This is a genomic window from Novosphingobium sp. DS6-6 (assembly GCF_057784975.1).
The window spans coordinates 89,547-115,544 of sequence record NZ_JBYNTS010000011.1 but is presented as its reverse complement, the minus strand read 5'-3'; the positions used below and the strand labels follow the sequence as shown (position 1 = coordinate 115,544).

The window sequence follows — 25,998 nt, the reverse complement described above, 5'->3', positions numbered from 1 at the left end:
CTCGTCAAACGGGTTCATGCTCATCTTCACATTCGCCAGCTCGACACCCGTACCGTCCGCCTTCACACGCGGCTTCACGTTGTAGTCGATCACTCGCTTCACGCACACAAGCGCTTTCATCGCTAAAACTCCTCGAACCCGTTCAGCACGCCACGACGTTGACCGCCAGGCCGCCTTGCGATGTTTCCTTGTACTTATCACGCATATCGGCGCCCGTCTGGCGCATGGTTTCGATCACCTTGTCAAGGCTCACCATATGCCGCCCGTCGCCCAGCATGGCCAGGCGCGAGGCATCGATGGCCTTGACCGCCCCCATGGCGTTGCGCTCGATGCACGGGATCTGCACCAGCCCGCCGACGGGATCGCACGTCAGCCCCAGGTTGTGTTCCATGCCGATTTCGGCGGCATTTTCGATCTGGGCGTTGGTGCCGCCCAGCGCCGCCGTCAGCCCCGCCGCAGCCATCGAGCAGGCCACCCCCACTTCGCCCTGGCAGCCCACTTCCGCCCCGGAAATGGAAGCGTTGCGCTTGTAGAGCGCGCCGATCGCCGCCGCTGTCAAAAGGAACGTGCGTCGCCCGGCGCGATCGCCGCGATAACAGCGCTCGTAATACCGCAACACTGCCGGAATGATTCCCGCCGCCCCGTTGGTCGGCGCCGTAACCACGCGCCCGCCCGCGGCATTTTCCTCGTTCACCGCCATGGCCCACAGGTTGATCCAGTCCAGCACGGCCAGCGGTTCCGAAAGGGCCATCTGCTGGCGCTGCTGCAATTCCTGCGCCAGCGAGGCCGCACGGCGCCGCACGTTGAGGCCGCCCGGCAGCGTTCCGGTGTGTGCGCAGCCGCGATCGATGCAGGCGGCCATCGTATCGGCAAGAAGATCAAGCCCGGCGTCCACCTCTGCCGCGCCGCGCCAGGCCAGTTCGTTGGCCAGCATGATCTGTGCGATGGTCAGGCCGGTCGCCTCGCCGATCTCGATCAGTTCGGCCGCCGAGGCAAAGGGATGGGGCAGCCGGGGTTCATCGTGCGCCGGTGCGTTGCGGATCACCTCGTCGTCATCCAGCACGAAGCCACCACCCACCGAATAATAGAGCCGGCGGGTGAGCAGTTCGCCCGCTGCATCCCACGCCGCAAGCGCCATGGCATTGCTGTGATAGGGTTGCCGCTCGCGCTGAAGGAAGCGCAGGTCCTGCCCCGGGGCAAACGCGACGTCGTACCGCCCCAGCAGGGCCACGCGACCGGATCGTTCCACCGCCGCGACGATCCCGGGCACCGCGTCGGGATCGACAGTGGCCGGCACGTGTCCCGCAAGACCCAGGACCACGGCCACGTCGGTGGCGTGGCCTTTGCCCGTCAGGGCCAGCGACCCGTAAAGATCGACCGAAACCCGCGCGGTGCGCGGCAACAGGCCCGCCGCGTCCAGAGCCTGGGTGAACCGGCGCGCTGCCACCATGGGGCCGACGGTGTGCGAACTGGACGGCCCGATGCCGATCTTGAACAAATCAAACGTGCTGACGGTCATGGCCGCTCCGGAATACCTGACACGATCGCGGGGTGATTCCAGCGCTCCAAGACATGCAACAGATCGCCACCTGCCATACCGATCGTTGCGGTGTTGCGGTGGGGATGGACGTGAACCCGGCCCGCGTCAACCCGGCCCCGTCGACCCATCACGCGATGCTCGCAATGGGCCTTGACCGCGCGGGCCAGGACGCGGCTTGCGGTTTCCCGGCTCTGTGCGATCAGATCATCCACCGTATTGGCATGATCCACCGTCGAAAGATGCTGCCCGATGATCGGGCCTTCGTCCAGATCGGGTTTCAAAAGCCGACGCCTCGCCTTTATTCCGGCTTGCGCGCCCGGGTAGTGCGCCCTGCCCGCAATTGAACCCGACAAACCCCGACGACGCGCATTATGATCTGGTACTTCAGCCGTCATGAAGCAACGAGCGCACTGGCCAGCGTCGGCGCCGATGGGCATATGCGCTTTGACGATGTAGTGACAAAAGCCGATGTTGCCGCCATTCATGTCCATCTCATCGCCCAGCGGCGCCGGGGGGCACCAGGCGCAGCGGCCCGCCAGAAAAGCGAACCATTGACCATGTCTGCACATTCCCCCGACAACACGCTCGCCCATTCGCTCAGGCCACGCCATGTGACGATGATCTCTATCGGCGGGATCATCGGCGCGGGCATTTTCGTGGGATCGAGCGCAGCCATCCAGATCGCGGGGCCGGCCGTGCTGCTGACCTATGCGTTATGCGGGACGCTGATCTTCGTGATCATGCGCATGCTGGGCGAAATGGCCACGGCGCGGCCCGGCGTCGGCTCGTTCACGGGCTATGCGGCGCTCGGCCTGGGCTCTTGGGCCGGGTTCACCACGGCCTGGCTCTATTCTTATTTCTGGGTGGTCACGGTCGCGGTCGAAGCGATCGCGGGTGCGACCATGCTGATGCCGTTCGTTCCCCTGCCGATGTGGGCGCTTGCCGCGCTGCTGATCCTGGCGATGACTCTGGTCAATCTGTTTTCGGTCAAAACGTATGGTGAATTCGAGTTCTGGTTCGCATCGCTCAAAGTGATCACCATCGTAGGCTTCATGGCGCTGGGGCTGGCCTACATCTTCGGCTTCGGCCCCGGGCTGGCACAACTGGCCACGGTCTTTGCCGGGCACGGCGGCGCGCTTCCCACCGGCCTGGGAGCAGCTTTCATCGCCATTCCCGTGGTGATCTTCTCGATGATGGGTTCCGAGGTGGCGACCATTGCCGCCGTCGAAACGGAGGACCCGGCCCGCAACGTGGTGCGTGCCGCACGCACCGTAACGCTGCGCATCATGTTCTTCTACATCGGATCAATCGCGGTGATCCTGGCGATCCTGCCGTGGGACAAGGTCGTTTCAGGGCAGTCGCCCTTCGTGGCGGCCCTGTCGATCATCAAGGTGCCCGGCGCGCAAGCGTTGATCGGCGCGGTGATTTTCACGGCTATCGTTTCCTGCCTCAATTCGGCCATCTACGTCACCTCGCGCATGCTGTTCGAAATGGCCGGCCGCGGCGATGCCCCGGCGGCGTTCGGCCAGGTCTCGGCCCGTCGCGTGCCCGCCTTGGGGATCATCGTTTCGGGTATCGCCGGCTTTGCGGTGGTGCTCACTTCGGTCTTCTCTCCCGACGGGTTGTTCACCTTTCTGCTGCAATCGTCGGGGGCGACGATCCTGTGCGTCTATCTGCTCATTTCGGGCAGCCAGATCGCCTTGCGCCGCCGGCTGGAGGCAGCTGGCGAAAAGCTGGCGGTAAGGGTCTGGGCGTTTCCGCTGCTGTCATACCTTGCCGCGGGCGGCATCGTGAGCGTGCTGGTCATGATGACCCTTATGCCCGACCAGCGCCTGCAAGTGGCTCTGAGCCTGGCGGTATTCGGTACGTGCATTGGCGCCCATTTTATGCGCCGTTAGCGCGCGCGTGACGCTCTAGGGGCCTGATGGCAGGGCGCAAGGCAGTCTATCCTGCAATGAAACAAGCCGGGCTTCGTGCATTGATTGCTCCGGCGCCTGTCTTGATCTAGTCTGCTGCGATGCAGCAGAATCAGATGTCTTCCAGCACCGCCGGGCCTGCGGACAGTGCGCCCGATATCGAACAGTCGGTCCACATGCTCGGCTTTGCCATTGCCAACAGGCTGTGCGTGCGCGCGGTTTACAACCGCGGGGAAGTGACGCTGGCGCCCCACGCCCTGTTCGAACGGCATGGCGCGCCGCATGTCGATGCCGTGGTCCATCGACGCGACGGGGTGGCCCCGGCCGAGGAAAAGCTCGGCACGTTCCGCCTTTCCGGCCTGCGCGATGTGGTGCTCACGTCCGAACCCGCGCGTGTCTTTGGCGGGTTCAATCCTCAAGATGCCCGCTATAGCGAAAAACTGCTCGCCGCCATAAGTGCATAGGACTCCGCAGGCTTGCATGGATCAGCGCCATGCTCTGCCTGGCGCGTGACATGCACCGTACGTCCCTTTGCCCGGCGCCGTGCTCCTATCTCGGCAGTTGAACGGTCAAACCCGTATAGGAGAGACCACATGGCCGATTTTCTTGCCAGTGAGGATACCCGCCACGTTGCCACCGAAGAAACCAGCCGGTTGATCGCATCGGACAAGGTTGAAGGCACTGCAGTCTACAGCCCCAACGGCGAAAAGCTGGGCTCGGTTTACAATTTCATGGTCAACAAGCGCACCGGGCAGGTGGAATATGCGGTGCTGCAATTCGGCGGCGTACTGGGCTTCGGCAGCGATTATTACCCGCTGCCCTGGAACACGTTGAACTATGACACCGGACAGGGTGGTTATGTCGTCGATCTGGATCGCGAGACGCTGGAAAGCGGACCGCACTACAGCGACGCGGACGAACCGAACCACGATCTCAACTATGGGCGGCAGGTCTATTCGCATTACGGACTTTCATACCCGTACTGATCCCGCCGATATTGCCGAAGCGCCGGCCTCGCCATTGCGGCGCGGCCGGCGTTTTCGTTTCTCCGGCCCGTTGATTGCATGCACTGCATCGCGTCGGTCGTGACGCGTGTTCTTCAGCTCAGCCCGCCAGTGGCGCGAAATGGACGGGATCGAACAGCGCGCACTGAAATGACCGTCACAAACCCTCATTCACATATGTAAAGCACGGGCACCTTTTCTCGGGTCCAGGGGTTCCAGATCATCCGCAGCGCCAGGTGCGCGCTGTCTTATCCGATCGCGAGGACAACCTTTATGACCGAGTCAGACGTCGCCAGCCTGGGCAAAGTGGGCGAAATCCAACAGGACCACGATGCGAAGACCGCCGATGCTGCCACCGCTGCGAATGCCCCATCCAGCATGCAGGGGCATGAACAGGCACTGCAGCGCGAACCGAAATGGCAGCCGGTCTATCCGGGGTCGGGGCGCCTGTCGGGCAAAGTGGCGGTCGTGACAGGCGGGGACAGTGGCATCGGACGCGCCATTGCCGTGCTGTTCGCGCGCGAAGGGGCCGATGTCGCCATCGTCTATCATCAAGACGAACAGGATGCCGATAACACCGCCGCCATGATCAACAGGGAAGGAACCCAGGCGATCACCCTGCAGGGCGATGTCGGCGATCCGGGTTTCTGTCGGCATGTTGTCGATACCGTTATCGATCGGTTCGGCCGGCTTGACGTGCTGGTGAATAACGCGGGCGAACAGCACCCGGCCGCCGATATCAGGGAGATCAGCGTCGATCAACTCGAGCGCACGTTCCGCACCAACATCTTCGGCATGTTCTACCTGGTGCAGGCGGCCCTGGAACATCTGGAACCAGGCAGCGCGATCATCAATTGTACCAGCGTGACGATGTACAAGGGTGCGCCCCAACTGCTGGATTACAGCGCCACCAAAGGCGCCATCACCGCGTTCACCCGTTCGCTCAGCCAGAACCTGGCGGACAAGGGCATCCGCGTCAACGCCGTGGCGCCTGGCCCGATCTGGACCCCGCTCAACCCCTATGGCGGGTCCGATCCCGAAACGGTGCGCCACTTTGGCGAAGATACGCCGATGGGACGCCCGGGAGAACCCAACGAAGTCGCGCCGGCGTTCCTGTTCCTGGCTTGTGCCGATAGCAGCTACATGACCGGCCAGGTGCTGCACCCCAACGGCGGCACCGTAGTCAACGGATAATGCAAAGCCCGCCATGCCGATCACGGCACGGCGGGCACGTCACCTGCTTGGAACCCGGTGCCTGCTTGGAACCCGGTGCCTGCTTGAAACCTGGTCACGCCGCGCGCGACAGCGAAACGGCAGGATCGGATGCCACTTCGCCCAGGCGTTGCAATGCCGGCAGATTGCGCACCTGCATCCATCGTCCTTTGAGATCGATCAGTCCTTCGGCGCGCAGCGTTTGCAGAACGCGGTTTACGTGGACCGGTGAAATTCCCACGATATCGGCCAGATCGTACTGGGTGAGCGGCATCGCGCAGCGATCCTGCACCACCCGATTGCGTGCCTTGAGACGGTCATGAAGCTCGCACAGCAAGTTGCACAAACGCTCGGTCGCGGTCATCCGCCCCAAGTTGAAGATCCATTTTTCGCGGTTGCGCAGCAGGTTCAGCATGGCCTCGAGCACCCGGGTCATGCTGTCTTCATCATGCGGCGGGCGGGCCTGGATGCGGCCATGAGGCAGAAGACGCGCCCGTACCCGGGTCAGCGCCACGATCGGCAGCGTGGCCCGGCCCTGCAGCAGCCACTGCGGCTCGCAATAATCGCCGGGCAGGAACAGCGTGATAATCTGGCGCCGCCCGTCCGCCAGCAGCCGGTACTGGACAGCCCAGCCTTCTTCGATACGCAGCACGCTGTCTTTGGTTTCGCCGGCCCTGGCCAGAAATTCGTGGCGACGAAAGGTGCACGCCTGGTCGGGCGTGCGGTTCATATCAAGCTTCATGTCCTGTCCCTTGATCGGTTTCCCGCCTTGGCGGATCGATAAAGACTTTAAGAACAGGCTACCCCGAATAATTCACATAAGTTGGCAAAATCACCTTTGCGGGGTCAGACGTTCCCTCGTCAAGACAGATCGCAGTTTTGCAAAGTGCAACGTATCATTTGCTTATGCGTGACAAGCATGCGGGCATTCCATCACGACATGTGCTTCTTTCGCAGCCCGCGCCTGGCGCCGGGGGTTGGGAAAACCGTTACTGAGGCGATATGCCCGAAAACAGACCAGCCTCAGCATGGGGCCGTTCTGTTTGGCGTGACGTTGGTTTTGTTCACCCATGTTGGAGTGGCGCAACGGCGTCGGGGATGGATCGTTGTGGATGCAAAATTATCGGGAGACGATCCATGCCTGAACCCGTGCCTGCTATCCGCCCCCCTGCCCCGCCCGTTCCGTTCGATCGCTGGCAGGATCACATGCCCTGTCCAGGCACCGAGAAGTGGCCCGGGCTTTCGCCAGCGGCGATCCGCATCGCCCCCTCGCCTGCCAGGCACTGACGAACCCGTTCAACGCCGATGAGGAAAATCGCCATGCCCAAGTTTGCCAGATATGCCGTTCTGCTGCCGCTGATCGCCGGGTCCGCTGCTTTTGCCGCTTCAGCCCAGCCAGATACAAGCATCGAATCGCCCAGCAATGCCGCCGCGACGTCTCTCGACACGCCCACTTATCTTGCCAAGGCCGCCGCTGGCGACCGGTTCGAGATCGAATCCTCTCGCCTGGTTTTAACCAAGTCACCCTCGCCCAAAGTGGCCAATTTCGCCCGCAGCATGATCCAGGATCATAGCCGGTCCACGGCCCGCCTCGCCGAAGCGGCGCGGAAGGACGGGCTTGCCGCTCCCTCGCCCGTGCTCGATCCGGCGCAGCAAGCTGCTCTCGACGGACTGCGCCAGGCCGAAGGCACGGCGGCGGAGCAGGTCTATCTGGCCGGCCAGCGCGATGCCCATGCCACCGGGCTTGCGTTGCATCGCAGTTATGCTCAAAGCGGCGACAAGCCGGCCCTGCGCACGACGGCCAACGCCATCGCGACGGTCGTGGCGCATCATGCCGACATGCTGGGCAAGCTGGACGGCCAGCAGGGGCACGGCAAGGCTGGCCACCACCACAGCCGTTAAGCTTGGAACACGGCCGGCAGCGCTACCTGCCGGCCGTACCCAACATGTCTTCCATCATGGCCATGGCCGCGCCTGCCAGTTCCAGCCGCACCGCATCGCGCGTGCGGCTGCCATAGTGGCACTCGCGCACCAGGGCCGGCGCGCCCCGCCGCACCACCGCGATATGGGCCAGGCCCGGCTCGTCCCGCGGGCCGCCAGGGCCGGCGTTGCCGGTCACCGCCACGGCCAGATCCGCGCGGCTGTTAGCCAATGCCCCGTGCGCCATCGCTTCGGCAATGGCGCGGCTTACCGGATCATGCCGCCGCAACTCGATCGGATCGATACCCAGCATTTCCGCTTTCGCGGCCATGGAATAGGTAACGAACCCGCGGTCGAACCAGCGACCGTATCCCTCGATATCGGTAAACAGCGATGCAATGAGGCCGCCGGTGCAGCTCTCGGCTGTGGCGATGGTCACGCCGTGGCTTGCCGCCAAAGCCAGAATGCGCCGCGCCCTGTCAAGCAGGGGTGCCGCATCCTGAGCGCAGGCTTGCTGCAGGTCGCTGCACCCCTCGCTGATCCACGGACGGTTCATAAGCGCCGGCCTGGGCCCGCATTCTGCCCGGCTGCGGCTCCCGGATTGCGCGGAGATTCGCTTTCAGGGCCATCGGCGCCATCCTTGCCATGGCTGCCGGGCGGCAGCGGCACAGGATCGGGCGCATGCTCCCCGATATCGGTGGGCGTTGGCGGTGGCGCGCCCATGCCGCCGGTGCCCTCGGTCAGCTGGCCCGGATTGGCACGCTCTTCCTCGCGGGCTCCCTGTTGGCTGACACCCTGCTGATCGAATGGGGTACCCCGCACCTCACGCGGCGGGACCGGGGGCTGGGGAGGCGAACGATCCGGCATGCGGGGGCATCCTTTCTTCCAAAGCAAAAGGCCTTGCAGCAGTGGTCAACCCGCACGGGCCAGGATCGCCCCGCGAAACAAACATCGGTTAGCACCGGGAACAGGCGGTTCCTCCGTCGGTTCTGCAGGTCTCGGGGCCATATACGGGCAGGCCCCGACGCAGGGGCCAATGAACGCGCTACGGATGAAATTTTCGCGCTATGTCGCGCTCGATCGCATGGATTGCGATCTGCTCGACGGGCTTTTGCGTGCGGAACGCCGCATCGTTCCTGCCGGAACCGACCTGATCCGCGAGGGCGCGCCCATCCACTTCCTTAAAGTGATCACCGAAGGATGGGGCTGCCGTTACAAGTTGCTCGAAGACGGACGGCGCCAGATCGTGGCTTTTTTGTTGCCTGGTGACATGTGCAATCCCAACGCGCTCGTTGTCGAAGAGATGGATCATTCCATCGGCGCGATGAGCGAGATGCAATGCGCATTGATCGCGCCCGAAGCCTTTGATCGCGTGTGCCAGCGTTCGGACGGCTTGCGTCAGGCGCTGGCTTTCGACAGTTGCGCCATGCTGGGCATCCAGCGTGAATGGACGCTCAATCTGGCGGCTCGCCCGGCGCTGAACCGGATCGGCAATCTGTTGTGCGAGCTGCATTACCGGCTGGACGCGCTGGAATTGACCCGGGACGGGGCGTTCACCGCGCCGCTGACCCAGATCAGTCTTGCCGAGGCCACCGGCCTTACATCGGTCCACGTGAACCGCGTGATCCAGGACCTACGCGCACGGGGTCTGTTGCAATGGCAAGGCCGTACGATCACGCTTCCCGATCCGGAACGCCTGGCCCGGCTCTGCGGCTTTGCCCCGCGCTATTTGCACATGCCGCGTTTTGACCAACGAACCGACCGCTGCGACCACCAGCAGCTGGCCTGACCCCGCGCCATGCCCGCCGCGCCTCCGATCGGCGCAAGATCGCTGATACAAATCGAGAAACAAGTTTCCTTGCGCCCTGCCAGACCATGGCCGAAAACCGGGCGGCTCGCTTTGGGCAGTCGATTCGATGGTGATGCAAGGGTTTTCTAGATGAACGCTGCCGAAGCGAATATTCCTATTTCCCCGGAGCAAGAGCCGCCTTTTCATCGTTCGACAAGCCGCAAGCGCAAGTGGCTGATCGCCCTTGCCATTCTGGCAGCTTTTCTGGCCGTGGCGCTAGGTGCCCGCTGGGTGGCCAAGCGCGGCGGCGATCGGCCGAGCGGCCGCCCGCCAGCTGCCGTCAATATCGCGCCAGCCGCCCTGGCAGACGTGCCGGTGACGGTCAACGCGCTGGGCACGGTGCAACCCATCGTCACCGCCACCGTTCGCACCCAGCTTTCCGGCGTGCTGTTCGATATCCTGTTCCAGGAAGGGCAGATGGTTCGCAAGGGCCAGGTCCTGGCCCAGATCGATCCGCGTCCCTATCGCCTGGCCCTGGACCAGGCCCGCGCCAATCTGGCACGCGACGAGGCACAGCTCAAAGCTGCCCGGCTCGACCTTGAGCGCTATATCACGCTGCTGAAACAGGATTCGATCGCGAGCCAGCAAGTCGATACGCAACGCGCCACGGTGGGACAGCTGATGGGCACGGTCGCGGCCGATCGCGCCGCCATCGGCACGGCCGAACTGAACCTCGAATATACCTCGATCAGAGCGCCGATTTCGGGCCGGGTCGGCATTCGCCAGGTGGACATCGGCAACTACCTGGCGCCTTCCGACACCAACGGCGTGGTGATCGTGACTCAGGTCGATCCGATCGACGTGAATTTCGCGCTGCCCCAGGCCCAACTCGCGGCCATCGGGCACAGCGCGGGTGCTGGCAGCGGCCTGCGCGTCGATGCCAGCGATCAGAACAATGCCGCGCGCCTTGCCACCGGCCGTTTCCTGACTTTCGACAACCAGGTCGACGCCACGACCGGCACGGTAAAAGCCAAGGCGCGCTTTGCCAATGCCGGCAATGTTCTGTTCCCCGGTGCTTTCGTCAATGTCTCGATGCTGGTGCAGACGCTCCGTAACGTGGTCACCGTGCCGGTCAGCGCCGTGCGCCACGGCAGCCAGGGCGATTTCGTGTTCGTCGTCAGGCCCGACAACACGGTCAAGCTCACGGTCGTCAAGGCGGGGCCTTCGACGGGTGATCGCATGGCGATCCTTTCGGGTCTTGCGGCGGGTGCCCCAGTGGTGACCGCGGGGGCGGACGGGCTGGAAGACGGGGCCAGGATCAACCTTGGCGGCAGGGGCGGCAATGGGGCCGGCGGCCGGGGCCAGCGTCGCAACGGCAACGCGGGATGAGCACGTCCGCGCCCGATGAAACCGCCCCTGCCCAGCCCGGCGGGCCGTCCCGGCTGTTCATCCTGCGCCCGGTGGCAACCACGCTGCTGATGGTGGCGATCTTCCTGGCCGGCCTCGTCTGCTATCGCATCCTGCCGCTTTCGGCGCTGCCCCAGGTGGATTATCCCACGATCCAGGTCACCACGCTGTACCCTGGCGCCAGCCCCGACGTGATGGCGCTGACCGTCACTTCTCCGCTGGAGCGGCAGTTCGGCCAGATGGCCGGCCTCACCCGGATGACCTCGGCCTCGTCCGCGGGGGCATCGGTGATCACCATGCAGTTCCGCCTCGATCTGCCGCTCGATATCGCCGAACAGGAAGTGCAGGCGGCGATCAATGCAGCCAACAACCTATTGCCTTCCGATCTGCCTGCCCCGCCGATCTATGCCAAAGTCAATCCCGCCGATGCGCCGATCCTGTCGCTGGGGATCACTTCGAAAACCCGCTCGCTGGGCGAAGTGCAGGGCATTGTCGAACGGCAGTTCAGCAACAAGATCGCCCAGGTTTCCGGCGTGGGGCTGGTGTCCATGTCCGGCGGGCAAAGGCCGGCCGTGCGGATCCAGGCCAACGCGCCGGCCCTTGCCGCACGCGGGCTTTCGCTGGAATCGATCCGCAGCGCGATTGCCAATGCCAACGTCAATGCCGCCAAGGGAAGCTTCGACGGCCCGACCAAAAGCTGGACGATCGATGCCAACGATCAGTTGACCGATGTCGCCAGCTATCGCGATCTGGTCATCGCTTTTGCCAATGGCGCGCCGGTCCGCCTTGCGGACGTGGCCAACGTGGTGCAGGCAACGGAAAACACGCGCATCGCCTCGTGGATGAACGGCGAACCGGCCGTCGTGATCGACGTGCAGCGGCAGCCCGGCGCCAATGTCATCGGCACGGTCGATGCGATCAAGGCGTCGCTGTCCGAACTGGAAGCGCAGTTGCCGGCCGACGTCCACGTGACGCTGCTGACCGACCGGACCGCCGGCATCCGCGCCTCGGTGGCCGACGTGCGGCTGGAACTGATCCTGGCGGTGGTTCTCGTCACGCTGGTGATCTTCCTGTTCCTGGGTTCGTTGCGCGCCACGGTGGTGGCCAGCATCGCCGTGCCGCTTTCCCTGGTCGGTGCCTTTGCCGCGATGTATTTCCTCGATTTTTCCATCAACAACCTGACGTTGATGGCACTGACCATCGCCTCGGGCTTCGTGGTGGACGATGCCATCGTCGTTCTCGAGAACATCGCGCGCCATATCGAGGACGGCATGCGCCCATTCGAAGCCGCGCTCAAAGGCGCGAGCGAAATCGGCTTCACTATCATCTCGCTCACCGTTTCGCTGATCGCGGTGCTGATCCCGCTGCTGTTCATGGGCGATGTGGTGGGCCGCCTGTTCCGCGAGTTCGCGGTGACGCTGGCCGTCACCATTCTGATTTCCGCGCTGGTGGCGCTGACTCTCGTCCCCATGCTTTCCGCGCGCTGGCTCAAACCGGAACACGAGGAACGACAATTCCGCCTGACGCAGGCGACCAGGGCCTGGTTCGACCGCCTCGCCGCCCGTTACATGCATGCACTCGGTTGGGTCATGGCGCGCAGCGGCCTCACGCTGGCGGTCTTCGCCGCCACGCTGGCAATCACCGGGCTGTTGTTCTGGATCATTCCCAAAGACCTGTTTCCGCAACAGGATACCGGGCAGATCGCGGTAACGACCATGGCCGGGCAGGATATCGGCTATGCCCGCATGACGGCATTGCAAAGCCAGGTGGCGCAGGCGCTGCTGGCCGACCCGGCGGTCGACAGCCTCAGTTCGTCCGTCGGGGTGGATGGGCAGAATCCCGCGCTTTCGCAAGGGCGCATGGTCGTCAATCTCAAGAGCGAGCGCACACGCGGCGATCTTGCCCACGTGATCGACAGCCTGACCCAGGCAACTGCCGGCATCCCCGGCGTCAAGGTCTTTTTCCGCCCCGTGCAGGATCTGACCATCGACACCTCGACCGGCGTGAACGCCTACCGGTTCTCGCTGCAGGGCGCGGATCAGGCGCTGGTCGATCAATGGGGCGACAAGCTGGCGCAAGCCTTGCGCGACGATCCGCATCTGCGCAACGTCACTTCGAACGTGATGAGCGGCGGGCAGGCCGTGACGGTTGACATCAACCGCGATATCGCCGGGCGCCTCGGTCTTTCGGTGCTCACGGTCGACAATGCGCTCTATGACGCTTTCGGCCAGCGCATCGTTTCGACCATCTACACCCAATCGAGCCAGAACCGCGTCATTCTGGAAGCGCAACCCGGTTCGGTCACCAGTCCTCAGGCGTTGGGGGATCTGCGCATTCCGCTGCCCAACAACACCACCGTGCCGCTGTCCACCGTCGCCACGATCCGCACCGGCCCCACCCCGCTCGTGGTTTCGCGCGAGGCACAGTTTCCCGCCGCAACCATCGGCTTCGATCTGGCACCCGGCGTCTCGCTGGGCAAAGCCGTTGCCGCGATCGAAACGACCGAGCGGAACATCGGCATGCCTGCTGCTGTCACCACCAACTTCTCAGGCGCCGCTTCGGCTTTCAAGTCTTCGCTTTCCAACCAGGTCTGGCTGATCCTGGCCGCGATTCTGGTGGTCTACATCGTGCTGGGCGTGCTGTACGAAAGCTTCGTCCACCCGATCACTATCCTCTCGACGCTGCCTTCGGCGGGGATCGGCGCGCTGCTGGGCCTGTGGCTGACGGGATCGGGGCTGGGCGTGATCGGCATCATCGGTATCGTCCTGCTGATCGGCATCGTGAAAAAGAACGCGATCATGATGATCGATTTCGCCCTCGAGGCGATGCGCACGCAGGGCGCCGATCCCGATCATGCGATCCGCCAGGCGGCACACTTGCGTTTCCGCCCGATCATGATGACCACGTTTGCCGCGCTGTTTGCCGCCTTGCCGCTGATCTTTGGCGGCGGGATGGGGCATGAACTGCGCCAACCGCTGGGCATTGCCATCGCCGGCGGCCTGATTTTCAGCCAGGTGCTGACGCTGTTCACGACGCCGGTGATCTTCCTTGCCCTGGAACGCTGGCGCGAGCGACGCGAAGCGGCGCGCCATGCCCCCGCCGGGACGCCCGAACCAGGCCGCGCATGAACATTTCCGCGCCTTTCATCCGGCGCCCGGTCGGCACGATCCTGCTGACGATCGGGCTGATGATGGCGGGCGTGGCGGCATTCTTCAACCTGCCCGTCGCGCCGTTGCCGGCAGTCGATTTTCCCACGATCCTGGTCCAGGCAAATCTGCCCGGCGCAAGCCCCTCGACCATGGCATCGAGCGTGGCCTCCCCGCTCGAGCGGCGGCTGGGCACGATCGCCGGCGTCGCCGAAATGACTTCGCGATCAAGCGTGGGATCGACGCAGATCATCCTGCAGTTCGATCTCTCGCGCAATATCGACGGGGCCGCCCGCGATGTGCAGGCCGCGATCAACGCCGCGCGCGCCGATCTGCCCGCCACGCTCAGAAGCAACCCCAGCTATCGCAAGGTCAATCCCGCCGAAGCGCCGGTACTGATCCTGGCGCTGACGTCGGACACGCGCAACCCGTCGGAAATCTACGATGCGGTTTCCAACGTCGTGCAGCAAAAGCTGCTTCAGGTGCAGGGCGTTGGCAACGTGGAACTGGGCGGCGCGGCGCTTCCCTCGGTGCGGGTCGAAGTCAATCCGCTTGCCCTGGCGCGCGCCGGCATCGCGCTCGAGGACGTGCGAACCGCGCTGCAATCGGAAAGCGCCAACCGCCCCCGCGGCGTGCTCGATACCGGGAACGGCAGTTTCCAGGTCTATTCCAACCAGGCCGGGCGCTACGCCAGGGATTACAGCGATACGGTGATCGCCTGGCGGAACGGCGCGGCCGTGCGCCTTTCCGACATCGCCACGGTGAGCGACGGGCCCGAAGACATCCGCACGACGGGATTGTTCAACGGCGAGCGCGCGGTGCCGATCCTGATCAGCCGCCAGCCCGGCGCCAATATCGTGGAAACGGTCGACGCGCTAAAAGCGCAGATGGGCCCGTTGCAGGACGCTCTGCCCCCCGATATCCACCTCTCGATCGCGGCCGACCGCACGGGCACGATCCGCGCCTCGCTGCATGAGGTGGAAGTGACGCTGCTGATCGCCACGCTGCTCGTCGTGCTGGTAGTGGGGCTGTTCCTGCAATCCTGGCGGGCCACGCTGATTCCGGCGGTGGCGGTGATCGCCTCGCTGCTCGGCACGCTGGCGGTGATGTACCTTGCCGGCTATTCGCTCGATAATCTTTCACTGATGGCACTGACCGTCGCCACCGGCTTCGTGGTGGACGATGCCATCGTCGTGGTCGAAAACATCAACCGCCATGTCGAGGACGGCATGCCTCCGCTTGCCGCGGCGCTGAAAGGCGCACGCGAAGTGGGCTTTACCGTCCTTTCCATCTCGGTGAGCCTCGTGGCGGTGTTCGTGCCGCTGATTTTCATGGGCGGGCTGGTCGGGCGGCTATTTCAGGAATTTGCAGTCACCATGGCAGTTGCCGTGGCGATCAGCCTGGTCGTTTCGCTCACCACCACGCCGATGCTGGCGGCCCGCCTGCTCGACGGGCGCCAGAACAAAAGCTGGGTGATGCGCACGGCGCGCCGCTGGGTGGAATGGTCGGAAGCGCGCTATGCCCGCAATCTTGATTGGGCCTTGGCCAACCGCGGCCTGGTGATGCTGGTGCTGGTGCTCACCGTGGCGCTCAACGTGTGGCTGATTGCGGTATCGCCCAAAGGCTTTTTCCCGCAGCAGGACACCGGCGGCCTGGTGGGCGGTCTGCGGTCAGACCAGGCCATTTCGTTCAACGACCTGCAGGAAAAGCTGACGCGGATAACCCGCATCGTCAAATCCGATCCGGCTATCGAGACCGTGGTCGCCTTTGCCGGCGGGTCACGCGCGGGCGGCGGATTCCTGTTCGCCACGCTCAAGGACCGGTCGCAGCGGCCGTCCGTTACCGAAGTGATCGCCCGGCTGCGTCCCCAGCTGGCGCGGGTGCGCGGGGTCAGCCTGTTCCTTAATCCGGTGCAGGATCTCCAGGCCGGTGGACGGCAGACCAACAGCACCTATCAATACGTGCTAAAGGCCGATCATGCCGATGTTCTGAAAGCCGCCGGGCAGAAGCTGGTCGATGCGCTAAAGACCCACGGCGATCTCATCACCGATGTCGATATCGATCAGCAGGACGCCGGCGCGGCGGCTTTTGTCGCGGTGGACCGCGATGCTGCGGCACGGCTGGGCATCCCGATGCAGACGGTCGATGCCACACTTTACGATGCCTTCGGGCAGCGCCAGGTGGCCAACATCTATTCCGGGCTCAACCAGTATCACGTGGTGATGGAAGCAGCGCGCCAGTTCAACGGTTCTCCCGAAGCGCTGGACAACATCTATCTCCCCGTGGGCAGCGCTATCAGTTCGCCGGTCTCGTCGGCCAACCTCAACGGTCGGAGTGGCACCGCATCGGGTGGCGCGACGGTGGCCAGCGGCAGCGCGGTCAGCACCACCGCGCGCACGATGACGCCGCTTTCGGCCATCGCGCACTGGGATGTGCGTGCCACGAATGCGCAGGTCAATCATTCCGATGGCGAACCGTCGGCAACGATCTCGTTCAACCTGCCGCCTGGCGTCTCCCTCGGGCAGACCTCGCAGTTGATTGCGCAGGTGCAGGGCAGCCTTGGCCTGCCGGCCAGCGTCCATGGCGATTTCGGCGGCACGGCAAAAGTCTTTGCCCAATCCACCGCCACGCTGCCACTGCTGATCGTGGCGGCCCTGGTGACGATCTACATCGTGCTGGGCATGCTCTACGAAAGCGCGATTCACCCGCTGACCGCCCTTTCCACGATCCCCTCGGCCGGGGTGGGCGCGATGATCGCGCTGATCGGCAGCGGCGGACAGTTCGATATCATCGCCCTGATAGGGATCATCCTGCTGATCGGCATCGTCAAGAAGAACGCGATCATGATCATCGACTTTGCGCTCGAAGCCGAGCGCAGCCAGGGCCTTGCACCGGTGGAAGCCGTGCGCGAGGCGTGCCTCAAGCGGTTTCGCCCGATCCTCATGACCACGCTGGCCGCGGCACTGGGCGCCCTGCCGCTGGCTATCGGCTTTGGCGACGGGGCCGAACTGCGCCGTCCGCTTGGCATCGCGATTTTCGGCGGCCTGGTCGCCAGCCAGGTGCTGACCCTGATGACGACGCCCGTGGTCTATCTGGCGCTCGACCGCTTTCGTCGCCGGGGCCGCCGCCGCCGCGTGACCCCGCCCCCGCCCGCTCAAGGAGCACCCGCTTGATGCGCACACGCCTGCACTGCTTTTCCGTGCTCGTGATTCCGGCTTTCTGCCTCGCCGGCTGCTCGATGGCGCCGCGTTATCAACGGCCCGAAATCGGCGCGATGCCGGCGCAATTCAAGGAGGAGCCGGGCTGGTCCGTTGCCGTGCCGTCGGACGCGGTGGCCCGTGGCGCCTGGTGGGACCTGTTCCGCGATCCGGTGCTCGATGCGCTGGAACGCCGTGTCGAGGTCACCAACCAGAACGTGGCAAGCTCCCGCGCGGCCTATCAGGCGGCGCGCGCGCTGGTGCAGGTGCAGCGTTCGGCGCTTTTTCCCTCGGTAACCGGATCGGCCAGCGAAACCCGTTCGGAAACGCTGGCGGGCCAGAATGTGGTGGGCAACGGGGGCGCCACGCTTACCAATACCGGCGCCGTCGTCTCGCGCTATTCGCTGTCCATCGGCGTCAGCTGGGAGCCGGATTTGTGGGGGCGGCTGGGCAACGCGGTCAACCAGGCCAAGGCATCAGCCCAAGCGAGCGCCGGCGATCTGGCCAACGCCACGCTGTCCGCGCAGGGCGAACTTGCCACCAACTATGTGCAATTGCGCGGCATCGATGCCCAGCGCCTGCTGCTGGATCGCACCGTGGCCGATTACATCAAGGCCCTGACCATCACGACGAACAATTACAATGCCGGCACGGTTTCCCATGCCGATGTGTTCCAGGCGCAAACGACGTTGAGCAATGCCCAGGCCCAGCGCGCCGATCTCGACCGGCAGCGGGCGCAACTGGAACATGCCATTGCCGTGCTGGTGGGCGAGAACCCGTCGACGTTTTCAATTGCCCCGGTGGACTGGAAACCCGTGGTGCCGGAAATTCCGGCGCAGGTTCCCACGGCGCTGCTGCAACGCCGCCCGGATATTGCCGCGGCCGAGCGGCGTGTCGCGGCGGCCAATGCCAATGTCGGCATCCAGAAAGCCGGCTATTTCCCGAACACCACGCTTTCGGGCAGCCTCGGCACGAACAGCGGCATGCTGAGCCAGCTGTTCCGCGCAGCGACCAGCCTGTGGTCGATCGGCGCCAGCACCACCATGACTCTGCTCGATTTCGGCGCGCGGCGCGGCAATGTGCTACAGGCGCGAGCGCAATACGAACAGGCCGTTGCCAACTATCGCCAGACAGTGCTGGCAGCTTTCCAGCAGGTCGAAGACAATCTGGCCGGCACGCGGATCCTGGCCGAAGTTGCCGCTCGCCGCAGCGAGGCGGCCGCCGCGGCAATTCAGGCCGAAACCGTCACGTTCAACCAGTATCGCAATGGGATCATCGATTACAACACGGTGATCACCGCTCAGCAGAACGCGCTGACATCGCGCCAAACGGAAATTCAATCGGTGATCGATCGCCAGACCGCGGCGATCGCTCTGGCCCAGGCGGTGGGCGGCCGCTGGACCGATCAGCCGCCGGCCCAGCCCCCGGCCAATGCCGACGGCAGCCCCCCGGCGCCCGCGCCGCGACCGTAGTATCGCTGCGCGCCTCGATTGCACGCCATCGCGGCGATGCACTGCTGCATTGCAGCGTAATTCCTGTGCCATGTTGCTTGATTGAGAGCGAGCAATTGCAATTTCCCGCAAATCGTATAGTTTTTGCTAGGGAACTGCAATTTTTTGCTGTGCAGCAGGTTTGTTTGGCATCGCAATATGACACGGGGCCGTCTGTGACGATCGACTGGACCGAACGTGCCTGGCTGGAATGGTCGGCGTCGCCCCCCGAGGATGATCGGTCCGCGGTCTTTCAGCGCGTCGAAAGCGTGCGTCCCGAACCGCTTGCCAAGATCGTGCGGCTCATGCTCCGTTGGGACAAGGATACCCGCAAAAGCTTTCGGGTGGTGACGGAAAAAGGGCTGATCCTGAACGCCAGCACTTTGGAACAGACTTTAGAGAAAGACGGCCGCTTTCCTTTTCCCGGGCCGCCTGCGCCCCCCGCCACCGATCAGGCCTGATCGGCGTCAGCCTGCGCAGAGGGATGCGCCGTTGCAAAGGCAGGATGCTCGGCGCAGCGCGCGTCTATCGCCAGCAACCGCGGATAGGGCGTCAGGTCCACGCCGAACCGGCGCGCCGCATAGATCTGCGGCACGAGACAGCAATCGGCCAGCCCTGGCACATCGCCGTGGACGAAGGCCCCGCCCCAGCGCGCCGTCATCGTTTCGAGCGCGCCCAGGCCAGTACCCATCCAGCGCGACAACCAGTCCTGAACCTGCGCATCCGTTGCACCAAGATCGCCGCGCAAGGCCTGCAGCACGCGCAGATTGCCCAGGGGATGGACATCGCAGGCGATGACCTGCGCCATGGCCCGCACGCGTGCGCGGCCCAAAGCGTCGGCTGGCAGGAGCGGCGGCGTGGGGTAGGTTTCGTCAAGCCATTCGATAATGGCCAGCGATTGGGTCAACGGCGGTTCGTCGCCCTGCCCCACGTCGAGCGCGGGCACCAGGCCCTGCGGATTGGCTGCCAGATAGGCAGCGTCCCGCTGGGCGCCAGTGCGCAGATCGTGCGTGCTGTCCGCATGATCCAATCCCTTGAGCGCCAGGGCGATGCGCACCCGCCATGCCGCGCCCGAGCGCCAATAGCCGTGCAGTGTCAGGCCCACGGTGTCATCCCCAGGGCTGGCGGGCCGGCAATATCCGGCCGGTGCAGGGGCCAAAACCGATGCTGGCAAAGCCGTCGCGTTCGGCCCGGGCATGAAGCGCCAGTTCGTCACCGTCTTCAAGGAAAGTACGGGTTTCGCCATTGGGCAGGGCAATCGGTGCCTTGCCGCCCTGGCTCAATTCCATAAGGCTGCCGGCGCTTTCCGGCGTCGGGCCGGACAACGTGCCCGTGCCGAGCAGATCGCCGGCATGGAGATCGCAGCCGTTCGATGCATGGTGCGTGACGATCTGCGCTGCCGTCCAATACATCGCCTGTTCCGTGCGGCCCTGGCTCAGCTTGTGGGGCGCAAGGCCCGCCGCACGCATGGCGGCGGTTTGCAGGCTCGCTTCCAGCATGATCGCCAGCGCGCCGTCGCCTGCTTCCTGCAGATAGGGCAAGGGTTGCGGATCGCCTTCCGGCCGGGCAGCGGCGGCCACGCGGAACGGCGCCAGTGCCTGCGCGGTGATCACCCAGGGCGAAATCGTGGTGGAGAAATTCTTGGCCAGGAACGGCCCCAGCGGCTGATATTCCCAGGCCTGGACATCGCGCGCCGACCAGTCGTTGAGCAGGCAGAGCCCGCCGATCCGGTCCCACGCCCGGTCGATCCGCACCGGCTCGCCCAGCGCATTGTCACCCGCGATCCACAGGCCCAGTTCCAGTTCATGATCCAGCCGGCGACAGGGAGCATGCACCGGCGCGTCGGCATCAGGCGCCTTCAGCTGACCCCATGGACGCACCACCGGCGCACCCGAGACGCGCACCGACGAAGCGCGGCCGTGATAGCCGATCGGAACGTGCTTGTAGTTAGGCAGCAAGGGGTTGTCGGGCCGGAACAGCTTGCCGATGCTGGTGGCATGGTGAATGCCGACATAGAAATCGGTGTAATCGCCGATCGCGAACGGCAGGTGCAGCGTCACGTCGGCGCCGCCGTGAAGGTGCGGCGTCACTTGCAGCCGGCTCTGCTCGCTGGTCAACAGCGCGAACAGCGCATGGCGCAATGCCACCCGCTCTGCCACCGGAAGGCGGAACAGTGCATTGAGCGTCGGCTGTGCCAGGGCGTCGGCCAGGCTCGACGGCAACGCACCATCGGCGGCAAGGCCGGCCAGATCCAGCACGCGATCGCCGATCGCGGTGCCGATGCGCGGCGCCCCGCCGCCGGCGGGCGAAAACACCCCCAGCGGCAGGTTCTGCACCGGAAAATCCGCGTGGCCATTGGCACTTTCCACCCAGCTGGTGGCTCGCGGATCGTGGGTATGGTCGATCATACGGTCTGTCCCTCGCCACCTTCGTCGGCCGGCTGCGCGTGCAGCCAGGCGGCGTGGCGAGGGGCGCGGCGGGTCTCGGCCCATTCGTCAAGCATGGCCGGTGCGACGGCGCGTGCCATTTCAAGCTGTTCGGCCGTACCGATATCGCAAGCCAGTTCCAGCCGGTGCCCGTTTGGATCGAAGAAATAGATCGACTTGAACAGCCCGTGCCAGGTGGGTCCGAGTACGTCCACCCCTTGCGCCTCGATATGCGCCTTGGCCGCCAGCAGGGCGGCTTCGTCGGCCACTTTCAGCGCCAGATGCTGAACCCACGCGGGCGTTGCCGGATCACGGCCCATTTCGGGCTGGTTCGGCAACTCGAAAAAGGCCAGCACGTTGCCGTTCCCTGCATCGAGGAAGATGTGCATGTAGGGATCGAATTCGCCGGTCGAAGGCACATGATCCTCGGCAAAGGCGGTTGTATAGGTCATGCCCAGAACGCGGCTGTACCATTCCACCGTTTGCTTGGCGTCGCGGCAGCGATAGGCGACGTGATGCACCCCGGCAAGCTGCGGAATCTGGTTTTGCGAGGCGGTCATCAGGCGTCCTCCCCCACCTTGAGCACGCCACGACGCACCTGGTCGCGCTCCAGGCTTTCGAACAGGGCCGTAAAGTTGCCCTCGCCAAAGCCTTCGTCTTTCTTGCGCTGAATGAACTCGAAGAACACCGGCCCGATCTGCGTTTCCGAAAAGATCTGCAGCAGCAGGCGCGGATCGCCCTGCACGGTCGAACCATCGAGCAGGATGCCGCGCTTCTGAAGTTCCTCCACGGGCTCGCCATGGCCGGGAAGGCGCTCTTCCAGCATTTCATAATAGGTGGCCGGCGGCGCTGTCATGAATGGCGTACCGATGGCTTTGAGGTGATCCCAGCCGGCAATCAGGTCGTTGCAGGAAAAGGCAATGTGCTGAATGCCTTCGCCGTTGTAGGCGCGCAGGAATTCCTCGATCTGTCCGCCACCCTTCTGCGATTCTTCGTTCAACGGGATGCGGATCTTGCCGTCAGGCGCGGTCATCGCGCGGCTGGTCAGGCCCGTGTATTCGCCCTTGATGTCGAAATAACGGATTTCGCGGAAGCCGAATACCCGCTCGTAGAAACCCGCCCAATGCGCCATGCGCCCGCCATAAACGTTGTGCGTCAGATGGTCGATCGTGGTGAAGCCCGCACCCACCGGATGGCGATCCACCCCGGGCAGATAGACAAAATCGATGTCATAGATGGTAAGATCGCCGAACTGGCCGCCTGCATAACGATCGACCAGATAGATGATCGAACCGCCGATGCCGCGAATGGCCGGAATGCGCAATTCCATCGGCCCCGTCTGCACGTCCACCGGCTCGGCCCCACGCTCGACCGCGGCGGCAAAGGCCTTGGCCGCGTCGCGCACGCGCCAACCCATGCCGCAGGCCGAAGGGCCATGCTCGGCGGCAAAATAGGCTGCCGGGCTGCCTTTTTGATAGTTAGCGATCAGATTGATGCCGCCTTGACGCCACAGCTCCACGTCCTTGCTGCGGTGATTGGCGACATGGGTAAAGCCCATGCGGCTGAACACCGGGCCCAGGCTGCCGCGATCGGCGCTGGCGAACTCGATGAAATCGAAACCATCGAGGCCCAGGGGATTATCGAAAAGATCGGTCGATGCGGCCACGGCAAGCTCTCCATCAGCAAGGCGCCGGCCACGCTTCATGACCAGCTCGATGCATGTAATCTAACGCAAAGTCGATGCAAGGTCCGCGCGAAGTTTTTACCGATAACTGGCATAAACGCAAAGATTACGCATCAAATCTGCATATTGCGCGTCAACCATGCGGCTCAGGCAGGGGCAGCGCTGTTGTACGCTTGATCCGATCGAGTACGATCGAGGAACGCAGGCTGGCGACATCGCCATGACCCAGGATTTCTTCATTGAGCAGACGGGTGAAGGCCGCCAGATCCGTGGCCACGATGCGCAGAAGGTAATCCGCGTCGCCTGTTAGCGCGCAGCAGTCGACCACGGCGGCAAGCCCGGCGATCCGCTCGTGAAAACCGCCAACCACATCGCGGCCATAGGATGCCATCGTCACCATGACATAAGCTTCCACCCCCAGCCCCAGCGCGGCTTCGTCGAGCAAGGCCACCTGGCCTCTGATCACGCCGGTTTCGTGCAGGCGGGCAATACGCCGGGAACATTGCGAGGGTGAAAGATGCACCGCCTCGGCCAATTCGGCGTGACTGGCTGCGGCATTGGCCTGAAGATGCGCAAGGATGCGATGATCGGTGCGGTCCATGCGCGATCCGTGCATCAATAGCACGATACATGCAACCGTTGCGTTAAGCCGCAACAACAACCTTATGCCTTGGGCAAGCCGACGCCAGTGCGCCGGCGCGTCTCCTGTTGCCCGCCGTGACCTTGCAAGTTACGCTCAAGTTGCTGTTTCGCAGGAGATGATTTGCATGCGTCTTGCCATTATCGGTCTGGGCCGGATGGGCGCGGGCATTGCCCGCCGTCTGATGCGTGCCGGGCATGAAATCGTCGCTTACGACATTTCACAGCAGGCGGTCGCGGACGCTGTCGCCCAGGGTGCGCAAGGCGCAACATCGTTGCAGCATGCCGCACAATTGCTGAATGGTCCGCGCGTCTTCTGGGCGATGCTGCCGGCAGGCACCATTACCGAAACCACGATTGCCGCGCTGGCCGAAATCGCCGGACCCGGGGATATCGTGATCGATGGCGGCAATACGTTTTACAAGGACGACATCCGCCGCGCACGGGCTCTGGCGGCAAAAGGCATCCACTACATCGATATCGGCACGTCCGGCGGCGTCTGGGGGCTCGAACGCGGGTTCAGCATGATGGTGGGCGGGCCGGCCGATGCGGTGGCCGCGATCGACCCCATCCTGCAAGCGTTGGCCCCAGGCCCGGGTATGGCGGCGCGCACGCCCGGCCGCGCTGCCGATGCCGATCCACGCCCGGAAATGGGCTATCTGCATGCCGGGCCGGCGGGCGCTGGCCATTTCGTCAAGATGGTGCACAACGGCATCGAATACGGAATGATGGCGGCATTTGCTGAAGGGTTCGATCTGCTCAGGTCCAAGGCATCGGACACCTTGCCCGAAGACGAGCGCTTCGCACTCAATCTGCCCGACGTTGCCGAGGCCTGGCGCCGGGGCAGCGTGGTCTCCTCCTGGCTTCTCGATCTGGCCGCAGATGCCCTGGCGCGCGACCACACACTCGAAGGCTTTTCCGGGATCGTCGCGGATTCGGGCGAAGGTCGCTGGACGGTGGAAGCCGCGATGGAAGAGGCTGTTCCGGCCTATGTCCTTTCGGCGGCGCTCTATGCCCGCTATCGCAGTCGCACGGTGACGACTTTTGGCGACAAGGTGCTGTCGGCCATGCGCTTCGGCTTTGGCGGACACTTGGAACCGGCGAAATAACCGCTTCATTCCGCAACCGTTTGTTCGGCTGGGGCCGCCATGGCGCGGGCCAATGTCGTCAGCGCGAGATCGCTGGTATGCGCGACGTTCCAGCGCATGAACGACGCCGCGCTTTGGCTGGGGCTGAACACGTTGCCCGGGCCAAGGATCACGCCCTGCCGAAGGCAGTGCCGGGCCAACACGGCGCTGTCCATTCCAGCCGGGAGGCGGCACCATAGCGTGAAACCCCCAGCCTCGTCGCCGGTGGACATGGGTGTAACGATGCCTAGACCGGCAAGCTGGCCGGCTACCTGCCGCCGGACGCGGGCAAGCTTGCGGCGCAGCTGGTCGATGTGGCGCCGATAGGCGCCGTGGGCCAGGACGTGGCACAGTGCCGCGGTGGCCAGCGGGCTGGGTCCGCCGAAACCGGTGGCCAGTTGCAGATCGGCCAGCGCGGCGATCCACTCCGCCCGGGCGGCGATGTAGCCGCAGCGAACCGATGCCGAGATGGTCTTGGAAAAGCTGCCCACGCGGATCACGCCGGCAAGCCCGTCGAGCGCGGCCATCGTCGGGCGGCCCGGCGCAAAATCGGCAAAGATGTCGTCTTCGACGATGACCATCCCGTGCGCCGCGGCAATGGCGGGCAGGCGGTGCGCGGTGGGCAGAGTCAGCCGGCCACCGGTGGGATTGTGCAGGCTGGAATTGGTAAGATACAAGCGCGGCCGTTCCGCCGCGCCCACCGCGGCAAAAGCATCCGGGTCTGGCCCGTCGGGGCCGAACGGCACGCTGACCGCGCGCACCGCGTGCGCCGCCACCAGCGCCTGATAGTTGAAATAGCAGGGATCATCGAGCAGCACAGTATCGCCCGGGCGCAGTAGCAAGCGGCAGATGAGATCGATCGCCGCCGATCCCGATGTCGTCAGCAGGATCTGATCAGGGTCGCACACCAGCCCGTCGGCGGCGAAGCGTAGCGCGATCTGGCGGCGCAGTGCCGGATCGCCAGCCGTCGTGCCATAGTGCAGCAGACAGGCCGGATCGCGCGCAGCCTCGCGCAGGCCGCGCTGCAAGGCGGCCTGGGGCATCCATTCGGCCGGCAGCCAGCCGCAGCCGGGCATGGAAAAAGCGCCGCTGTTGTCCAGCGATTGTCGCGACACCCAGAACGGATCGATCGCGTGGTCGCGCCGCGGCCCCCGGGCCGAGGGGCTTTGCGGCGCGCTGCCAAGATGGCTGACGAAGAACCCCGACCGCGGCACGGCCTGGATCAGCCCGTCGGCCACAAGCCGGTCATAAGCTTCAACCACGGTCGCCGGCGAAACGCCAAAGTTACGCGCGCTTTGTCGCACCGAGGGTAAACGGTCGCCGGCACAAAGCAGGCGCGCGGCGATGCGGTTGCGAATGCCTTGCACCACGTGATTGATGCGGGTTTCGGCCATTGACTGTATTACCCCATTGACTGGTACAGAATGATCCAACTGTATCGCTCTGTATCTGGCAACGCCACCGGTTTTGGGGGCATTGAAGCCTGCGTGGTGCATGGCGA

General features: G+C 64.4%; 23 protein-coding genes and 1 pseudogene. 12 read left to right on the top strand and 12 right to left on the bottom strand.

From position 1 onward, the window contains the following. The 3 genes and pseudogenes from AC3EDY_RS13385 to AC3EDY_RS13375 all read right to left on the bottom strand — a co-directional run. Positions 1–120, bottom strand: a pseudogene (locus tag AC3EDY_RS13385) (electron transfer flavoprotein subunit beta/FixA family protein); the annotation flags it as partial. A 22-nt stretch (positions 121–142) separates the two neighbouring features. Then, on the bottom strand, positions 143–1,519 hold the full coding sequence (locus AC3EDY_RS13380) for an L-serine ammonia-lyase (RefSeq protein ID WP_488572995.1): 1,377 nt from the start codon (positions 1,517–1,519) through the stop codon (positions 143–145). Beyond that, a complete protein-coding gene (locus AC3EDY_RS13375; protein ID WP_488572994.1) occupies positions 1,516–2,025 on the bottom strand; it encodes a hypothetical protein in 510 nt (169 codons plus the stop codon). Before AC3EDY_RS13375 ends, AC3EDY_RS13380 begins: the two co-directional genes overlap by 4 nt. A gap of 72 nt (positions 2,026–2,097) precedes the next feature. On the opposite strand from AC3EDY_RS13375, the gene AC3EDY_RS13370 reads away from it, so the two are divergent. The 4 genes from AC3EDY_RS13370 (at position 2,098) to AC3EDY_RS13355 (ending at position 5,654) form a co-directional block, all read left to right on the top strand. Next, positions 2,098–3,438, top strand: coding sequence for an amino acid permease (locus AC3EDY_RS13370; protein WP_488572993.1), 1,341 nt, complete (start codon positions 2,098–2,100; stop codon positions 3,436–3,438). Between the two features lie 134 nt (positions 3,439–3,572). After that, positions 3,573–3,920 carry a hypothetical protein gene (locus AC3EDY_RS13365; protein WP_488572992.1) on the top strand — a complete coding sequence of 116 codons (348 nt, stop codon included), beginning with the start codon at positions 3,573–3,575 and terminating at the stop codon, positions 3,918–3,920. Between the two features lie 129 nt (positions 3,921–4,049). Next, on the top strand, positions 4,050–4,442 hold the full coding sequence (locus AC3EDY_RS13360; RefSeq protein ID WP_488572991.1) for a PRC-barrel domain-containing protein: 393 nt from the start codon (positions 4,050–4,052) through the stop codon (positions 4,440–4,442). Between the two features lie 396 nt (positions 4,443–4,838). After that, complete coding sequence (locus tag AC3EDY_RS13355) at positions 4,839–5,654, top strand: SDR family oxidoreductase (protein ID WP_488573001.1); 816 nt, start codon at positions 4,839–4,841, stop codon at positions 5,652–5,654. 94 nt (positions 5,655–5,748) lie between these two features. Here AC3EDY_RS13355 and AC3EDY_RS13350 read toward each other — a convergent pair whose 3' ends face one another. After that, on the bottom strand, positions 5,749–6,414 hold the full coding sequence (locus AC3EDY_RS13350; RefSeq protein ID WP_488572990.1) for a Crp/Fnr family transcriptional regulator: 666 nt from the start codon (positions 6,412–6,414) through the stop codon (positions 5,749–5,751). Between the two features lie 578 nt (positions 6,415–6,992). On the opposite strand from AC3EDY_RS13350, the gene AC3EDY_RS13345 reads away from it, so the two are divergent. Beyond that, positions 6,993–7,574 (top strand): DUF4142 domain-containing protein, encoded by a 582-nt coding sequence (locus AC3EDY_RS13345; protein WP_488572989.1) that lies wholly within the window; start codon positions 6,993–6,995, stop codon positions 7,572–7,574. Positions 7,575–7,596: 22 nt separating this feature from the next. Here the strand turns inward: AC3EDY_RS13345 and AC3EDY_RS13340 are convergent, their stop codons facing one another. Together AC3EDY_RS13340 and AC3EDY_RS13335 are read right to left on the bottom strand one after the other, a co-directional pair. Next, entirely contained in the window at positions 7,597–8,148 is a 552-nt protein-coding gene (locus tag AC3EDY_RS13340; RefSeq protein ID WP_488572988.1) for a CinA family protein, read from the bottom strand. Further along, entirely contained in the window at positions 8,145–8,459 is a 315-nt protein-coding gene (locus tag AC3EDY_RS13335; protein ID WP_488572987.1) for a hypothetical protein, read from the bottom strand. Before AC3EDY_RS13335 ends, AC3EDY_RS13340 begins: the two co-directional genes overlap by 4 nt. A gap of 184 nt (positions 8,460–8,643) precedes the next feature. Here AC3EDY_RS13335 and AC3EDY_RS13330 point away from each other — a divergent pair, with 184 nt between their 5' ends. The 6 genes from AC3EDY_RS13330 to AC3EDY_RS13305 all read left to right on the top strand — a co-directional run bounded on the left by AC3EDY_RS13330 (position 8,644) and on the right by AC3EDY_RS13305 (position 19,082). Beyond that, on the top strand, positions 8,644–9,381 hold the full coding sequence (locus AC3EDY_RS13330; RefSeq protein WP_488572986.1) for a Crp/Fnr family transcriptional regulator: 738 nt from the start codon (positions 8,644–8,646) through the stop codon (positions 9,379–9,381). Between the two features lie 150 nt (positions 9,382–9,531). Further along, positions 9,532–10,770, top strand: coding sequence for an efflux RND transporter periplasmic adaptor subunit (locus AC3EDY_RS13325; RefSeq protein WP_488572985.1), 1,239 nt, complete (start codon positions 9,532–9,534; stop codon positions 10,768–10,770). Next, the gene (locus tag AC3EDY_RS13320) at positions 10,767–13,916 is read left to right on the top strand and encodes an efflux RND transporter permease subunit (RefSeq protein ID WP_488572984.1); all 3,150 of its coding nucleotides are present in this window, start codon (positions 10,767–10,769) and stop codon (positions 13,914–13,916) included. Before AC3EDY_RS13325 ends, AC3EDY_RS13320 begins: the two co-directional genes overlap by 4 nt. After that, a complete protein-coding gene (locus tag AC3EDY_RS13315; protein WP_488572983.1) occupies positions 13,913–17,107 on the top strand; it encodes an efflux RND transporter permease subunit in 3,195 nt (1,064 codons plus the stop codon). The genes AC3EDY_RS13320 and AC3EDY_RS13315 overlap by 4 nt, the downstream gene beginning before the upstream one ends. Continuing rightward, positions 17,107–18,603, top strand: coding sequence for an efflux transporter outer membrane subunit (locus tag AC3EDY_RS13310; protein WP_488572982.1), 1,497 nt, complete (start codon positions 17,107–17,109; stop codon positions 18,601–18,603). Before AC3EDY_RS13315 ends, AC3EDY_RS13310 begins: the two co-directional genes overlap by 1 nt. 77 nt (positions 18,604–18,680) lie before the next feature. Beyond that, positions 18,681–19,082, top strand: a complete 402-nt coding sequence (locus AC3EDY_RS13305; protein ID WP_488572981.1) for a hypothetical protein — start codon at positions 18,681–18,683, stop codon at positions 19,080–19,082. Here the strand turns inward: AC3EDY_RS13305 and maiA are convergent. From maiA to AC3EDY_RS13280, 5 genes are all read right to left on the bottom strand, one after another. Continuing rightward, the gene (gene maiA, locus AC3EDY_RS13300) at positions 19,073–19,720 is read right to left on the bottom strand and encodes a maleylacetoacetate isomerase (RefSeq protein ID WP_488573000.1); all 648 of its coding nucleotides are present in this window, start codon (positions 19,718–19,720) and stop codon (positions 19,073–19,075) included. The two genes, AC3EDY_RS13305 and maiA, sit on opposite strands and share 10 nt — an antisense overlap. 10 nt (positions 19,721–19,730) lie before the next feature. Continuing rightward, entirely contained in the window at positions 19,731–21,029 is a 1,299-nt protein-coding gene (gene fahA / locus AC3EDY_RS13295; protein WP_488572980.1) for a fumarylacetoacetase, read from the bottom strand. Beyond that, on the bottom strand, positions 21,026–21,607 hold the full coding sequence (locus AC3EDY_RS13290) for a VOC family protein (protein WP_488572979.1): 582 nt from the start codon (positions 21,605–21,607) through the stop codon (positions 21,026–21,028). Before AC3EDY_RS13290 ends, fahA begins: the two co-directional genes overlap by 4 nt. Continuing rightward, positions 21,607–22,752 carry a 4-hydroxyphenylpyruvate dioxygenase gene (hppD, locus tag AC3EDY_RS13285; RefSeq protein ID WP_488572978.1) on the bottom strand — a complete coding sequence of 382 codons (1,146 nt, stop codon included), beginning with the start codon at positions 22,750–22,752 and terminating at the stop codon, positions 21,607–21,609. The genes AC3EDY_RS13290 and hppD overlap by 1 nt, the downstream gene beginning before the upstream one ends. 112 nt (positions 22,753–22,864) lie before the next feature. After that, entirely contained in the window at positions 22,865–23,332 is a 468-nt protein-coding gene (locus tag AC3EDY_RS13280; RefSeq protein WP_488572977.1) for an Lrp/AsnC family transcriptional regulator, read from the bottom strand. 166 nt (positions 23,333–23,498) lie between these two features. Between AC3EDY_RS13280 and gnd the strand changes: the two genes are divergently transcribed. Further along, on the top strand, positions 23,499–24,479 hold the full coding sequence (gene gnd, locus AC3EDY_RS13275; protein ID WP_488572976.1) for a phosphogluconate dehydrogenase (NAD(+)-dependent, decarboxylating): 981 nt from the start codon (positions 23,499–23,501) through the stop codon (positions 24,477–24,479). A gap of 5 nt (positions 24,480–24,484) precedes the next feature. Here the strand turns inward: gnd and AC3EDY_RS13270 are convergent, their stop codons facing one another. Continuing rightward, on the bottom strand, positions 24,485–25,891 hold the full coding sequence (locus AC3EDY_RS13270; protein ID WP_488572975.1) for an aminotransferase-like domain-containing protein: 1,407 nt from the start codon (positions 25,889–25,891) through the stop codon (positions 24,485–24,487). Positions 25,892–25,998 lie beyond the last annotated feature (107 nt).